The 15,176-nt window shown below is 72.9% G+C and carries 8 protein-coding genes and 1 pseudogene; 7 read left to right on the top strand and 2 right to left on the bottom strand.

Annotated elements, in window-relative coordinates; translation table 11 throughout:
* Nucleotides 1-486: 486 nt before the first annotated feature.
* Nucleotides 487-1,695, bottom strand: a complete 1,209-nt coding sequence (locus ACFZDE_RS11385; protein ID WP_390993248.1) for a nucleotide sugar dehydrogenase — start codon at nucleotides 1,693-1,695, stop codon at nucleotides 487-489.
* 271 nt (nucleotides 1,696-1,966) lie between these two features.
* On the opposite strand from ACFZDE_RS11385, the gene ACFZDE_RS11390 reads away from it, so the two are divergent.
* Together ACFZDE_RS11390 and ACFZDE_RS11395 are read left to right on the top strand one after the other, a co-directional pair.
* Nucleotides 1,967-3,673: an FAD-dependent oxidoreductase gene (locus ACFZDE_RS11390; protein WP_390993250.1), complete on the top strand. Its 1,707-nt coding sequence runs from the start codon at nucleotides 1,967-1,969 to the stop codon at nucleotides 3,671-3,673.
* 97 nt (nucleotides 3,674-3,770) lie between these two features.
* Nucleotides 3,771-3,839, top strand: a pseudogene (locus ACFZDE_RS11395) (hypothetical protein); the annotation flags it as partial.
* 108 nt (nucleotides 3,840-3,947) lie between these two features.
* Here the strand turns inward: ACFZDE_RS11395 and ACFZDE_RS11400 are convergent.
* Nucleotides 3,948-4,991: a serine hydrolase gene (locus ACFZDE_RS11400; RefSeq protein ID WP_391199453.1), complete on the bottom strand. Its 1,044-nt coding sequence runs from the start codon at nucleotides 4,989-4,991 to the stop codon at nucleotides 3,948-3,950.
* A gap of 171 nt (nucleotides 4,992-5,162) precedes the next feature.
* Between ACFZDE_RS11400 and ACFZDE_RS11405 the strand changes: the two genes are divergently transcribed.
* The 5 genes from ACFZDE_RS11405 to ACFZDE_RS11425 all read left to right on the top strand — a co-directional run bounded on the left by ACFZDE_RS11405 (nucleotide 5,163) and on the right by ACFZDE_RS11425 (nucleotide 15,164).
* Nucleotides 5,163-7,271 (top strand): protein kinase, encoded by a 2,109-nt coding sequence (locus ACFZDE_RS11405; RefSeq protein ID WP_391199455.1) that lies wholly within the window; start codon nucleotides 5,163-5,165, stop codon nucleotides 7,269-7,271.
* A 153-nt stretch (nucleotides 7,272-7,424) separates the two neighbouring features.
* A complete protein-coding gene (locus ACFZDE_RS11410) occupies nucleotides 7,425-10,022 on the top strand; it encodes a protein kinase (RefSeq protein ID WP_391199457.1) in 2,598 nt (865 codons plus the stop codon).
* Between the two features lie 167 nt (nucleotides 10,023-10,189).
* On the top strand, nucleotides 10,190-11,977 hold the full coding sequence (locus ACFZDE_RS11415; protein ID WP_391199904.1) for a protein kinase: 1,788 nt from the start codon (nucleotides 10,190-10,192) through the stop codon (nucleotides 11,975-11,977).
* A 108-nt stretch (nucleotides 11,978-12,085) separates the two neighbouring features.
* Nucleotides 12,086-13,372, top strand: a complete 1,287-nt coding sequence (locus tag ACFZDE_RS11420; protein ID WP_391199459.1) for a protein kinase — start codon at nucleotides 12,086-12,088, stop codon at nucleotides 13,370-13,372.
* Nucleotides 13,373-13,493: 121 nt separating this feature from the next.
* Nucleotides 13,494-15,164 carry a protein kinase gene (locus ACFZDE_RS11425; protein ID WP_391199461.1) on the top strand — a complete coding sequence of 557 codons (1,671 nt, stop codon included), beginning with the start codon at nucleotides 13,494-13,496 and terminating at the stop codon, nucleotides 15,162-15,164.
* Nucleotides 15,165-15,176 lie beyond the last annotated feature (12 nt).

Here is a 15,176-nt window from a genome sequence, read left to right on the forward strand (position 1 = left end):
ACTCGGGGAAGTGGCTGGGCCCTTTCGCATGCCCAAGTGGGCGTGAAGGGGCGCGTGTTGCCGTTGGAGGGCGCACGGGTGCTTTCCGTGGAGGGTGGTTTCGAAGCGCTGGTGTCCTTGAGCGGCACCCTGGGGACGCCACCGCAAGCCCACCCGCTGGGACCGACTCCGTCTTCGGATGGTGCAGTGCCGGAGGAGGTGGATCTTGCGGATTTTCGGATGGTGAGCGGCCGCCCCCAAGAGGAATAGGGGCGGACACTCCGTGATCCATCCAGGAGCCTGCCGCAGTGACCGCTGCGGTGGGCTCCACCTTGTTTCGGATGGTGAGCGCCCGCCCCCAAGAAGCCTAGGGGCGGACACTTCGTGATCCATCCTGGAGCCTGCCGCAGTACCCCCTGCGGTGGGCTCCGTCTGTGTCCGTAAGGTACCCGCGCCGCGTGTCGCATGCCACCAGTCCCACAGCTCACGCACCCCGCGCGCCTCCTTTCACAACCGATGCGCCGCCCCCGTAGGCGCTGCCCCCCGCGTGTCCAGCAGGAGCTGGGCCTTCACCGACAGGCCCTGGAGGTCGTACGTGCGGTGCTGCTGGAGGAGGATGGTCAGGTCCGCGTCGGCTGCCGCCTCGTACAGGGAGTCCGCGCGCGGGACGGGGTGGTCGAGGACGCTCCAGGAGGGGACGTACGGGTCGTGGTAGCTGACCGAGGCGCCCAGTTCCCTCAGGCGCAGGGCGATCTCCTGGGCGGGGGTGCCCTGGAGGTCGGCGAGGTCGGGCTTGTAGGTGACGCCGAGGAGGAGCACGCGGGCACCCCGGGCCGACTTGCCGTGCTCGTTGAGGAGCGTGGCGGCGCGCTGGACGACGTAGCGCGGCATGCGGTTGTTGACCTCCTGGGCCAGTTCCACCATGCGCAGGCCGCGGCCGCCGCCGGCGGTCAGGTCCTGGGGGACGGAGTGGCCGCCCACGCCGGGGCCCGGGCGGAAGGCCTGGAAGCCGTACGGCTTGGTCTCCGCGCAGCGGACGACGTCCCACAGGTCGACGCCCAGGTCGTTGCAGAGCACCGCCATCTCGTTCACAAGGGCGATGTTCACGTGCCGGTAGTTGGTCTCCAGCAGCTGCACCGTCTCCGCCTCGCGCAGTCCACGCGCGCGTACCACCTTGTCCGTCAGCCGTCCGTAGAAGGCGGCAGCCGACTCGGTGCAGGCCGGGGTGAGGCCACCGATGACCTTGGGAGTGGTCGCCGGGGTGGCGTCCCGGTTGCCGGGGTCGACACGGCTGGGGGAGTACGCGAGGTGGAAGTCGCGGCCCGCGCGCAGTCCGGAGCCCTCTTCGAGGAGCGGGCGCAGGAATGTCTCCGTCGTCCCCGGGTACACCGGTGACTCCAGAATCACTGTGGTGTGCGGGCGCAGATGGGCGGCCAGGGTGCGGGCGGCCGTCTCCAGCCGGCTCAGGTCGAGCCTGCCGTCCGCGCCCCGCGGGGTCGGCGCGCAGATGACCGCCGTGCGCACCCGGCCGAGCTCGGCCGGGTCGGTGGTCGGCCGGAAGCCCCCCGAGAGCATCCGGCGCAGTTCGGCGGGGCTGAGCGCGCCGGCCTCGGGCCCGGTCCGGTAGCCGAGGGTGGGGATGCCTGCGGCGACGGCGGCCTGGGCCAGGGGCAGGCCGTACGCGCCGAGTCCGATGACGGCGAGATCTGCGGGCATGGCGTGGCCGTCCTTCCCGATAGCCGAAGTGGGACAGGTGCGCAAGCCCTGTGGACAGGACGGGCGAGCGCAATGTCAGACTAGGAGTAAATATGACCGATATGCGGGATTGCTCGGCCGAGTTTCGGTGAGTGTTCCGTGTGTGTTGTCCACAGGCTGAGGGCCCGTGGTGGCTGAAGTCGGGCAACCCGGTCAGAATCTGGGCAGGGGGATACGGACGGGGTCTCACCCGACGGGTGCGGCCCGTGCGACCGATGAGCGGGAGGCAGCGGTGAGGACAGCGACACTCGGACCGGCGCAGCGCGCCGAGTCACTCGCGGCCATGGCCGAGCGCGAGCTGGACGTGCTGGTCGTGGGCGCGGGTGTGGTCGGTGCGGGCACCGCGCTCGACGCCGTGACGCGGGGCCTGTCCACAGGTCTCGTCGAGGCGCGCGACTGGGCGTCCGGTACTTCCAGCCGGTCCAGCAAGCTCATCCACGGCGGCCTGCGCTATCTGGAGATGCTCGACTTCGCGCTGGTGCGCGAGGCCCTGAAGGAGCGCGGCCTGCTCCTGGAGCGGCTCGCCCCGCATCTGGTGAAGCCCGTGCCGTTCCTGTACCCGTTGCAGCACAAGGGCTGGGAGCGGTTCTACGCCGGTTCGGGCGTCGCCCTGTACGACGCCATGTCCATGGCCCGCGGACACGGCCGGGGCCTGCCGATGCACCGCCACCTGACGCGCTCTCACGCCCTGCGCGTGGCCCCGTGCTTGAAGAAGGACGCCCTGGTCGGGGCGTTGCAGTACTACGACGCGCAGATGGACGACGCCCGGTATGTGACGAACCTGGTGCGCACGGCGGTGGCGTACGGCGCGAAGGCCGCCAACCGGGCGCGGGTGACGGGCTTCCTGCGCGAGGGCGAGCGCGTCGTCGGGGCCCGGGTGCAGGACGTCGAGGCGGGCGGCGAGTACGAGATCCGCGCCAAGCAGGTCGTCAACGCGACCGGCGTGTGGACGGACGACACCCAGGCGATGGTCGGGGAGCGCGGCCAGTTCCACGTCCGCGCGTCCAAGGGCATCCACCTGGTCGTGCCGCGCGACCGGATCCACTCCACGACCGGGCTGATCCTGCGCACGGAGAAGTCGGTGCTGTTCGTCATCCCCTGGGGCCGGCACTGGATCGTCGGCACCACGGACACCGACTGGGACCTCGACAAGGCCCACCCGGCGGCGTCCAGCGCGGACATCGACTACTTGCTGGAACATGTGAACTCGGTGCTGTCGGTACCGCTCACCAGGGACGACGTCCAGGGCGTCTACGCGGGCCTGCGGCCGCTGCTCGCGGGTGAGTCCGACGCGACCAGCAAACTGTCCCGTGAGCACACCGTGGCGCATCCGGTGCCCGGGCTGGTCGTCGTGGCGGGCGGCAAGTACACGACGTACCGGGTCATGGCCAAGGACGCCGTGGACGCGGCGGTGCACGGGCTCGACATGCGTGTCGCCGAGTGCGTCACCGAGGACGTGCCGCTGCTGGGCGCCGAGGGTTACCGGGCACTGTGGAACGCGCGAGCGCGGATCGCCGCCCGGACCGGCCTCCACGTGGTGCGGGTCGAGCACCTGCTGAACCGCTACGGGGCGCTGACCGAGGAACTCCTCGACCTCATCGCCGAGGACCCGTCGCTGGGCGAACCCCTGGCCGCTGCCGACGACTACCTGCGTGCCGAGATCGTGTACGCGGCCTCCCACGAGGGGGCGCGGCATCTGGACGACGTACTGACCCGGCGGACGCGCATCTCGATCGAGACCTTCGACCGGGGAGCCCGCAGCGCGCGCGACGCCGCGCAGCTGATGGCGCCGGTGCTCGGCTGGGACAAGAACCAGATCGAGCGCGAGGTCGAGCACTACCAGAAGCGTGTGGAGGCCGAGCGCGAGTCACAGCGGCAGCCGGACGACCTGACGGCGGACGCGGCGCGGCTGGGAGCGCCGGACATCGTGCCGTTGTAGACCGGGCCGCGACTCGTGCCGTTGTAGACCGGGCCGCGATTGGTTCCGTTGTAGACCGGGCCGCGATTGGTTCCGTTGTAGACCGGGCCGCGATTGGTTCCGTGGTGGGTCGGGCCGCGATTGGTTCCGTGGTGGGTCGGGCCGCGATTGGTTCCGTGGTGGGTCGGGCCGCGACTCGTTCCGCGGTGGGCCGGGCCCCGACGCGTTCCGCGGCGGCCGGATGTCACTCGAACGAGTGGCGGGAAGTGGGATCTTCGTTCGAGGACGGGTCGTTCTACGAGGTGCGGGGGCAGAACTCGGCGGCGAGCATCGCGGGTTCGAGACCGGGATCTGCGACCGCGTCCGTGTTCACGCGGAAGGTGAGGACACGACGGCCGTCGACGGTGGCCGCGCTGCGCACGTAGCTGCCGGATATGTGCCCGTTGTGCCCCCACACCCGCGTGCCGCACGGAAGCCTCTCGGGAAACAGCCCCATGCCGTACGCCCCATGTGCGGCACGGGTGTCGAGCATCTCGCGCAGCCAGTGCGGGGGCAGCAGCCGGCCGCCGAGCAGTGCCGCGTAGAAGCGGTCGAGGTCGGCGAGCGTGGACACCAACTCGCCCGCGGCTCCGGCCACCCGCGGGTCGAGTGCGGTGACGTCGGTTCCGTCGGCGGTGTAGGCGCGGCCGTGCGGTGAGGGCAGCGTGGAGCGGGATCCAGGGAAGGAGGTGCCCGTCAGACGCAGCGGAGTGATGATGCGGCGCTCGGCCTCCGTGGCGTACGAGTGCCCGGTGACCTGCTGGATGACCAGGCCGAGCAGGACGTAGTTGGTGTTCGAGTAGGAGAAGCGGCCACGTTCGGCAGGAGGGTGGGTGAGAGCGAGGTTCAAGGCCTGACGGGGTGTGACCGGGGCGGTCCCGTCGGTGTCCGCGGTGAAGTCGGGCAGGCCGCTGGTGTGGGTGAGCAGGGAGCGCAGTGTCAGCGCGCGGCCGTCGTTTCCCGCTCCTCGCACCAGGCCCGGCAGGTGCTGCTCCACCGTGTCGGACAGTGACAGCCGGTTCTCGGCGGCCAGTTGCAGCACGACCGTCGCGATGAACGTCTTCGTGATGCTTCCGGCACGGAAGTGGTCCGACCGGGCGATTCCCGGCCCGGCTTCGGCATAGCGGGTGGTGGCGCCCTCCTGGGCGAGCATGGCCGCGGCCGGGGCCCGGCCCTGCGTCACCAGCAGCGGCAGCACCGTGTCGACCGGCGGCATCGAGAGGGCCGACGAGTCGGCCGGGGGCAGGGACAGGAGTGCGGCGGCCGCGGGCAGCGCCAGCAATGTCCGAAACGGCCGCATGCGGACTCCTCCCTGGTCAGGGCCCATCATGCAAGGCCGCGCCGGCCGTATCGCACCCGGGTGTCCGGGGGGCCGGCCCGCGGGGGCTCGCCAGGGGGCCCCTGGGCGCCGGGCACTTGTCGGGTGAGAGACAATGGAGGCTCTGTCAGGGCGGGTTGTATGAGGGGACGCATGTCGGAGGCGGAGCGGGCGGGCACATCTCGTCAGGACACTCGTCAGGACACCAAGGAGCGTCTCCTCGCGGGGCGTTACCGGCTGGGCAAAGTGCTCGGCCGAGGCGGCATGGGCACGGTGTGGCGCGCCGAGGACGAGACGCTGGGGCGGACGGTCGCCGTCAAGGAGCTGCGGTTCCCGACCAACATCGACCAGGACGAGAAGCGGCGGCTGATCACGCGGACGCTGCGCGAGGCCAAGGCCATCGCGAGGATCCGCAACAACAGCGCCGTGACGGTCTTCGACGTGGTCCAGGAGGACGACCGGCCCTGGATCGTGATGGAGCTCGTCGAGGGCAAGTCGCTCGCCGAGGTCATCCGGGAGGACGGCCTGCTCGAGCCGAAGCGTGCCGCCGAGGTCGGTCTCGCCGTCCTTGATGTGCTGCGGTCCGCCCACCGCGAGGGCATCCTGCACCGTGACGTGAAGCCGTCGAACGTCCTGATCTCCGACGACGGCCGGGTCGTGCTCACCGACTTCGGTATCGCCCAGGTCGAGGGCGACCCGTCCATCACCTCGACCGGCATGCTCGTCGGTGCGCCCTCCTACATCTCCCCGGAGCGGGCGCGCGGGCACAAGCCGGGCCCGGCGGCCGACCTGTGGTCCCTCGGCGGGCTGCTGTACGCGGCGGTGGAGGGCGCGCCGCCGTACGACAAGGGGTCGGCCATAGCGACGCTCACGGCGGTGATGACCGAGCCGCTGGAGGAGCCGAAGAACGCGGGCCCGCTGAAGGACGTCATCCACGGGCTGCTCACCAAGGACCCCGCCCAGCGGCTCGACGACGCGGGCGCCCGGGCGATGCTGAACGTGGTGCTGCACGCGCCGGAGGCTCCCGAGCCGGAGCCGATGGACGCCACCAGGGTCGTGCCGCTGCCGGCGCAGCCCGACAGGTCCTCGCGCAAGGGGGGTTCGTCGGGGTCCGGCGGCAAGCGGGGTGAGGAGGCCGGGGAGCGGTTGCGCGGGGCGCTGCGTTCCGTGCGCAAGGCCGCCTCGGGCGCGGCGGCCGCGGGAGCCGCAGCGGCGTCGGCCAAGTCCGGTGCCAAGGAGGGTGCCAAGGAGGCCTCTTCCGGGTCAGCGGGCACGGCCTCCTCCGGGGCGGCGGGCGCGAGCTCTTCCGCCGCGGCGGGTACGGCTGCCTCCGCGTCGGACAGTGGTGCGGGCCGGAGTGGGGCCGCGGGTGCGGCGCGGCCGGGATCGGGGGCGGACGCCGGCGGTGAGCGCGGGGCGGCGCCCGAGTCGAAGACGGCCTCCGGGGGGCGGAGTTCGGGCTGGCCCGTGGTGCCGCCGCCGGACCTGCCGCCGCGGCCCGTGCCCCGGGCGCCGCTGACCGACGTGGTGCCGCGCAGGACCCTGTTGATCATCGCGGTGGTCGTGGCGCTCGCCGTGATCGGCACCGTGCTCGCCATCGCGCTCAGCGGTGACGACTCGGGCTCGAAGGGCGCCTCCGGCAAGGGCGGCGGGAAGACCGTCGCCACCGCCTCGGACGGTGCCGACACCAAGGGCGACAAGAGCGACGGCACGCGCACCGACGGCGCGGAGACCGGGCCCACGTCGTCCGGGCCCGGGTCGGACAGCACGCCCACCGGCCAGTCGGGCGGTTCCTCGGACGCGGGCGGCTCCGGCGGCGCGAAGGCCGCGGCGGCCGAGTCGACGCACCAGGGGAGCCAGGGGTACTCGATCGGTCTGCCGAAGGGCTGGAAGTACCGGTCCACCGGCGCGGCGGGCGACCGCTTCACCGGGCCCGGCGGGCAGAAGCTGCTCGTCGCCTGGACGTCCACGCCCAAGGGCGACCCGGTGGCGGACTGGAGGAACCAGGAGCGCTACATGGTGCGGGCGCAGTACAAGAAGATCCGTATAGAGAAGGTGGACTACCGCGGCTGGAACACGGCCGACTGGGAGTTCACCTACACGGAGGGCGGCGTCAAGTACCGCACCATCGACCGGGGTTTCGTGGTCGGCGGCAAGTACGGGTACGCGTTGATGTACACGGCCAAGGCGGCGGGCTGGGGCGGCGACACGCGCAAGGAGACGTGGCGGACGCTGACGCAGACCTTCGAACCCAAGTCCTGAGAATGTCTCGCCCCGGGATTGGGGAGGGAGATCTGGCATCCCCGTATTGCGGGTTGCCTGCGGCACGTATCGTGAATGTTTGCGGACCGTGCGCAGCCGAAACGGACCGCGGGGCGAACGGATGTGACCGACCGGGCTGCCGGGGGAGGCAACGTGGACGACTACGCGGGTCGGGTGCTCGCCGACCGCTACCGCCTGCCACTGCCGCCGTCCGACGAGTACGAACTCACCGAGACCCGGGCCTTCGACACCTACAGCGGACAGGAAGTCCTGGTCCGGCAGGTGCCGTTGCCCGAGGTGGTGGAGGCCGAGGTCCTCGACGCGGAGGGGCTGCCCGACGGTTTCACGGCACGTGAAGGTGGTGCCCGGCGGCCCGGGGCCCGGTCGAGCGCGGGCACCCGGCGGCCCGCGGATCCCGTGGTGCGACGGGCGGTGGAGGCGGCGCAGGCCGCGGCGGCGATTCCCGACCACCCCCGGCTCGACCAGGTCTTCGACGTGTTCGCCGAGGGTGGTTCGCTGTGGATCGTCAGCGAGTTGGTGGCCGCACGCCCCTTGGCGGCCCTGCTCGCCGAGAAGCCGCTGTCGCCGTACCGGGCGGCCGAGGTGGCCTCCGACGTCCTGATGGCTCTTCGGGTGCTGCACGCGCACGGCTGGGTGCACCGGAACATCACCGCGCGGACGGTGCTCGTCTGCGACGACGGCCGGGTGATGCTGACCGGCCTCGCGGTGGGCGCGGCCGAGGAGGCGCTGTGCGGGTACGACCCGGTGCCCGAACCGCCCTTCGAGGAGCCGGAGCTGGAGCCCGGGCAGCGGCCGGGGCCGCAGGGCGGCGGTGCCGGGCGGGTCCCGCGCGTCGGTGCTCCGGGGGGTTCCGGGCCGGGCGGGGGCGTCGGCGGCGCGGGTGATCCCGAGGCGGCGCGGCGCGCGGCCATAGAGGCCCGGGAGGCCAGGGGACTGCCCTCGGCCGAGAGTGAGAGCGTGGGCGGCGGTTCGGTCGTACCGGTGCGTGGGCGGGTGGAGGGCGGCGGGGACCCGCGGGCGGCGCGTGCGGGGGCGATCGCGGCCTACCGGGCCGGTGCCCGGGCCGCCGCACGCGTGCAGGAGGCGCAGCAGGGCGGGCGGACCGCACTGCCCGGAGCCCGCACCGACCCGGACGCCGGGGGCGCGCCCCACGCCCACGGTTCGGCGCAGGCGCCGTACATCCCCGGACAGGGCACCGCCCCGGGGGCCCTGCCGCCCGGGCGGATCGCCGACCCCTACGGCGTGGGCGGCAATCCCCGGACGACGGGCTGGCACGGCGCGGTGCCCCGCGGCGCGACCGGCGGGGCGGCGGCGCAGGGCCGGGAGCAGGCAGCGCTTCCCCCGGCCTCGGAGGCCGGAGCCTCGGGCACCGCGGCCCCGGACACCGTGGGCCCGGACACCGTGGGCCCGGACACCGCGGGCCATGGCGAGCCCACCCGGTGGGACGACCTGGTCGCCGACACCCCCGCACCCCGGCGCGGTCCGGCCACGGCGCTGGCCGCCGAGCGTGCCCGGCAGGCGCGGATGGCCCTGGTCGGGCCCGTGACCGAGCGCTGGGCGCCCGAACAGGCGGGCCCGGTGCACGAGAACTGGCAGCTGGCCGCGCCGATCGGTCCCGCGACCGACCTGTGGGCGCTCGGCGCGCTGCTCTTCAGGGCCGTGCAGGGGCATGCGCCCTACCCGGAGGAGTCGACGGCGGAGCTGGTGCAGATGGTGTGCGCCGAGCCGCCGGCGTACGCCGAGGAGTGCGGGCCGCTGCGGCCGGTGGTGGAGTCGCTGCTGCGCCAGGACCCGACCGAGCGGCTCGACTTCGAGGAGGTGCGCGGCTGGCTGCGCTCACTGGTGCGCTCGGCGCCCGAGCCGGAGGCCGGGTTGCACGTGGTCGCCGCGCCACCCGTCGACGCCCGGCGGCTGCCCGTCGTACGGCGCCGGGGCGAGCTCGTGCGACGGCGCAAGGCCGGGCTGCCCGCGCACCACGGGCGGCACAAGCGGGCCAGGCAGGAGTCGGCGTCCCCACGCCGCCTCGGCCGCACCCTGCTCGTGCTGGTCCTGCTCGCGATGGCCGCCGCGATCGCCTACGCCATGCTCTTCATGCCCAAGGCGAAGACCGAGGGCAGCGACGGAGCCGACCGCACCGGAGCCGCCGGCGAGGTCAGCCGGGCGCCCGAGCCGGACGCCAGCAGCGAGCCCCGGCCCGATCAGACCTCGCCCGGCCCGGGCAAGAGCCCGAAGTCGTCAACCGGCACCACCGAGACCCAGACCACCGGCCCGGACGTCGCCGACGGTTTTAGCCTGCGCAAGGACCCGGCGGGCTTCCAGGTCGCCGTCGCCAAAGGCTGGGACCGCAGCCCGCGCAACGGCAGCGGTCAGGTCGTCTACTCCAAGGGCGACTTCGAGCTCATCGTCGTCGCGGGCCGGGACAGCGCGTCGTCGTACGGCAGGGATCCGATGGCCTACCAGCGGGAGAGGGAGCGCGAGTTGCAGCCGTACCGCGACTCCAGCTGGGCCACCTCCACCGGCCTGAAGACGATCGAGGTGGGCGGACGGACCATGGCCGAGGGGCAGTTCACCTGGACCGGCGGGGACGGCGGGGAGCTGTACGTACGCAACCTGGCGATGCTGGTCGAGGGGCGGTACCACGTGGTCCAGGTGCGCGGCCCGGAATCCGAACGGGACGAGGTGACGCGGCTGTACGAGCAGGCGGCGGCGACGTACAAGGTCACCGGATGAGCGAGCGGCGCGCCGTCTGTACGGCTCGGTTCACACTCTGGTTGCCTCACGTCCCGGCAGGCGACAACCGTCACAGTGCGGTCACCGTGGTACCCCGCTTGTTCCCTGGTTGAGGGCGGGTCCTTACGCTGACCCTGTCAAGACCATTGCGGGGCAACGTGAATCAGATGCAGGGCCTGCTCGTCGCGGGCCGCTACCGGCTGGCCGAATCCATCGGCAGTGGCGGCATGGGCCGGGTCTGGCGTGCACATGACGAGGTGTTGCACCGGTCCGTCGCCATCAAGGAGTTGACGGCGGCCCTCTACGTCTCGGAGAGCGAGCAGGCGATCCTGCTGGCGCGCACCCGGGCGGAGGCCAGGGCGGCGGCGCGCATCAACCACTCCGCGGTCGTCACGGTGCACGACGTGCTGGAGCACGACGGTCGCCCCTGGATCGTGATGGAGCTGGTCGAGGGCCGTTCGCTGGCCGACGCGGTCAAGGAGGAGGGGCGCGTCGAGCCGCGCGAGGCGGCGCGCATCGGCCTCTGGGTGCTGCGGGCCCTGCGCGCCGCGCACACCGCCGGCGTCCTGCACCGCGACATCAAGCCGGGCAACGTCCTCCTGGCCCGCGACGGACGCGTCCTGCTCACGGACTTCGGCATCGCCCAGATCGAGGGCGACACCACCATCACGCGCACCGGAGAGGTCGTCGGGTCGGTCGACTACCTGGCGCCCGAGCGCGTACGCGGCCACGACCCGGGCCCGTCGTCCGACCTGTGGGCCCTGGGCGCGACGCTCTACACGGCGGTGGAGGGCCGGTCGCCGTTCCGCCGCACCACACCGCTGACCACCATGCAGGCCGTGGTGGAGGAGGAAGCCGCCCAGCTCCAGCACGCCGGTCCGCTCACGCCCGTCATCGTCTCCCTGCTGCGCAAGGACCCGAACACCCGGCCCGACGCCTCCGAGGCCGAGCAGATGCTCGCCGAGGCGGCGGACGGGCGGCGGCCGAACGTGGCGCAGGCGTACGTGCCCACGCGGTACGGCGGGGCGACGCCGTACCGGGACTCGCACAGCGGCACGGGCACGGCCGCCACCGGCACCTCCGGCCCGGTCGGCGGCACCGGCTCGGGGTCGCACACGGGGACACCGCTCCCGCCACTGGCCGGCACCCCGGCCACCACCGGGACGCCCACATCGGGCACCGCGCCGTACGGCGCCACCGGCCACATGGGTCCTGCGGGCCCGACCGGCCACATGGGTCCTGCGGGCCCGGCCGGCCACATGGGTCCCGCGGGCCCGAGGGGCCACACCATCACCGGTCCGGCGGCGGGAACACAGCGAACCGGTTCGGGCAGGCGCCGCAGACTGCGCACCCTCGCCCTGGTCGTCGCGCTCGCGGCCATCATCGGCGGGGGCACGGCCGTGGTGCTCCAGCAGTGGCACCAGAACCGGCAGGGCGGATCGGGCACTTCGGTCTCGCCGACGCAGGGGCCGGGGGGATCGGTTCCGGACAGCTGGATCCGTTACGACGACCCCGCCGGGTTCAGCATCCACCTGCCGAAGGGCTGGAAGCGCACGCCGTTCGGCCGACAGGGCGAGCTCAAGCAGATCGACTACTCGCCGGACGGCGGCCGGCACTTCGTCCGGATCGCCATCGACACCTCCCCGGACTTCGCCGACCCCTACGCCCACCAACTCGACCTGGAGCAGCAGCTTCAGCGGCTGGTCGACTACAAGAGGGTCAGGCTGGAGCGCAACGTCTACCGTGACCGGGAGGGCGCCCGGTGGGAGTACACCTGGACGGCCCAGCCCAAGGACATCAAGTTCCCCGGCCCGCGCCGGGCCGTCGAGGAGACGTACGTGGCCCGCGACGGCACCGAGTACGCGCTCTACATGTCGGCCCCCGCCGCCGACTGGCCGAAGGCGAGCAAGCAGTTCACCGCGCTGCTCCAGGGCTGGCAGGAGAAGACGTCCTGAGGCGAGAGTCCTGAAAGGGCCGGCCGAGGGCGACGAGGGGCTGTCTGTTTCGGCCACCGGCAGCTCAGCGCACCGGAGTGGTTCCGTCCGTTGGGGCATGATGGCCGCATGGGGACCGAGGGGCACAGCAGGCGTGTCATCGCGGGCCGTTACCGGCTCGAGGAGAGACTCGGGCGCGGTGGCATGGGCGTGGTCTGGCGGGCGACCGACCGGTTGCTCGGCCGGAGCGTGGCCGTCAAGGAACTCCCCTACGACCCGACGCTCTCCACGGCACAGGCCCGCCGGCAACGGGACCGTACGCTGTTGGAGGCCCGGGCCGTCGCCCAGTTGAGCCACCCGCACATCATCGTCGTCCACGATGTCGTCGAGGACGACGAACGCCCCTACATCGTCATGGAGCTGATCGAGGGCGGCTCGCTCGCCGACCGCCTCGCCGACCAGGGGCCCGTCGACGCCGCCGAAGCGGCCCGCATCGGCATCGCCCTGCTCGGCGCGCTGGGCGCCGCGCACGCGGCCGGGGTGCTGCACCGCGACCTCAAGCCGGACAACGTGCTGCTGGAGACGGGCACCGACCGGGTCGTCCTCACCGACTTCGGCATCGCCCAGGTCGCGGGCACCCCCACCCTCACCGAGAACGGGTCCTTCGTCGGCTCGCCCGAATACACCGCGCCCGAGCGGATGTCGGGGGTCAGGACCGGGCCCGAGTCCGACCTGTGGTCGCTGGGCGCGCTGCTGTGCGCCGCCCTCAGCGGGGAATCGCCGTTCCACCGCGACTCGCTGGGTGGCATCCTGCACGCGGTCGTGGTGGGCGACATCCAGCCGCCCGCGCAGGCCGGGCCGCTGCTGCCCGTCGTACGAGGTCTGCTGGAGCGCGATCCGGACCGGCGGCTTGACGCGGGACGCGCGGAACGGATGCTGCGCGCCTTCCGCGACAACGGCTTCACCCCCATGTCGCCGCCCGACTACCCGCCGACGGTGGGGGACGTGCCGCGCCGGAGGCCGCTGAGGCTCCTCGGCAGGCGAGACCTCGGCCTCCACGGCCGGCGAGACCTGGGTCTCGTCGGCGGGCCGCCGACCGCACCGACCGCGCCGTCGGCCGCACCGTCGGCCGTGCAACCGGCCGCGCCGCCGACCGCCCCACCGGCCGGGTCGTCGAGCCCGGTCCGGACGGAGGAGCCCTTCCTGCGGCAGCCCACACGGCGCGTGCTGATCGCGGCGCTGCTGGTCGCGGCGATGGCGGGAGCGGGGGTGTCCGCGGCGGCCCTGCTCGCCGGGGAGGGCGACGGGGAGGGCGGTGTCGTGCCGACGAGTTCCGCACCGACGCCGCCGAAGGGACCGAAGACGCCGACGACGACGCGATCGGCCTCCGCTGGCGCGCCCACGCCCACCCCCTGACGCCGACGGGGTTACGCACCTTCGCAAAGTGGGTGATAAGCCGCTCAGTGACGTCACGGGTCGGTGACCGGTCGACGCCCTCGGTGGATCCGTGGGGGGTTGGCGCGATATGGATGAACCCATGAGCAACAACGGGGGAGCCCGATCCGAGGCCGACGAGCCAACCAGTTTCGTACTGCAACCACCGAACCGGCAGGCGCCCGTGCCGGGCAATCCCTACGCCACGCCCACCGCGTCACCCACCCAGGTCGTGCCGTCCCAGTCGGCCCAGTCGGCCCAGCGGTCCGAAGACCCCGGTGCGGGGCGGCTCATCGCCGGGCGCTACCGGCTGCTGGCCAAGCTCGGACACGGCGGCATGGGCACGGTGTGGCGGGCCAAGGACGAGACGGTGGACCGGGAAGTCGCCGTCAAGGAACCCCGCGTCCCGGAGCATCTTCCCGAACGTGAACGATCCAACGCCTTCGAGCGAATGCGGCGGGAGGCCCGGGCCGCGGCCCGGCTCGACCACCCGGCGGTGGTCGACGTGCACGACGTCGCGGTCGTGGACGACCAGCCCTGGATCGTGATGGAACTGGTGCGGGGCCGCTCACTGGGCGACGCGCTCCAGGAGGGCACCCTGTCCGCGCGCGAGGCGGCCCGGATCGGCCTGGAGGTGCTCGGCGCGCTGGAGGCCGCGCACGCGGCGGGCATCCTGCACCGGGACGTGAAACCGGACAACGTGCTGCTCGGCCGGCACGACCGGGTCGTCCTCACGGACTTCGGGATCGCCCAGATCGAGGGCGAGACCAGTCTGACCGACACCGGCGGCTTCGTGGGCTCGCCCGAGTACATCGCGCCCGAGCGCGTGCTGGGACAGCGCCCGGGGCCCGCCAGCGACCTGTGGTCCCTCGGGGTGGTGCTCTACGCGACGACGGAGGGCGTCTCCCCGTTCCGCCGCAGCAACACCCCCGCGACCCTCCAGTCCGTCCTCAACGCCACGCCCGCGCCGCCGGCTTCGGCCCAGGGCCCGCTCGCCGAGGTCATCAACGGCCTGCTGAACAAGGACCCGGCCCGCCGCCCGAACGCCGCGCAGGTGCGGGCCCTCCTGGAATCCGCCGCGAACCCGCCCGCCGCCCAGCCCACGCAGGCCGTGCGGGTCATCGGCCAGGGTGGGACAGCGGGCGGCCGGGGCGTACGGCTGGGCCGGAAGGCCTGGCTGGGGCTGGGTGCGGCGGTCGTCGCGGCGGCGGTGGGGGCGTACCTGGTGATCGCGGACCCGTTCGCCGGGCCACTGCCCGACAGCTGGGAGGTCAAGCGGGAGACGGACCTCGCCGCGTCGCTCGCGGTCCCCGCCGAGTATCAGCGGACGGTGCCCGACCGGAAGTCCGACCAGGGCCACTGGGTCACGTACACCGACTGGAGCGGCAGCATCTGGATCGGCCTGAACCTGGAGAAGAAGGCCGAGGGCACCGGCGGCAACATCGCGGGCTCCGCGGCCGCCGAGATGTACGACGACGACACCCGGTTCAAGGAGAGCGGCAGCTACGAGCTCGACATGGACGAGGGACCGAAGAAGTCCGACCCCAGGGGGACCACGTACCGGGACAAGAAGGCCGCCCTGAACACCGTCCCCTTCACGACGGACGACAGCGAGAACCCCCGCCCCCGGGAACTCCAGATCTTCTACTACCGCACCCCCGGCGGCGACATGTACAAGCTCACCGTCAGCTACCCGGGCAAGGGAGACTTCACCGAGCGCGGGCGCGAGGTGGCGAGCGTGGCCATCGCGAACCTGGACATCGACAACACCTGACCCGGGCCCGTC

It is taken from the genome of Streptomyces sp. NPDC007929, from assembly GCF_042959065.1.
Taxonomy (GTDB): Bacteria; Actinomycetota; Actinomycetes; order Streptomycetales; family Streptomycetaceae; genus Streptomyces.

Coding starts and splice junctions, on each gene's coding strand:
- ACFZDE_RS11385 (WP_390993248.1), bottom strand. CDS start 1,695: ATGCCCGCAGATCTCGCCGTCATCGGACTCGGCGCGTACGGCCTGCCC.
- ACFZDE_RS11400 (WP_391199453.1), bottom strand. CDS start 4,991: ATGCGGCCGTTTCGGACATTGCTGGCGCTGCCCGCGGCCGCCGCACTC.
- ACFZDE_RS11405 (WP_391199455.1), top strand. CDS start 5,163: ATGTCGGAGGCGGAGCGGGCGGGCACATCTCGTCAGGACACTCGTCAG.
- ACFZDE_RS11415 (WP_391199904.1), top strand. CDS start 10,190: ATGCAGGGCCTGCTCGTCGCGGGCCGCTACCGGCTGGCCGAATCCATC.
- ACFZDE_RS11420 (WP_391199459.1), top strand. CDS start 12,086: ATGGGGACCGAGGGGCACAGCAGGCGTGTCATCGCGGGCCGTTACCGG.
- ACFZDE_RS11425 (WP_391199461.1), top strand. CDS start 13,494: ATGAGCAACAACGGGGGAGCCCGATCCGAGGCCGACGAGCCAACCAGT.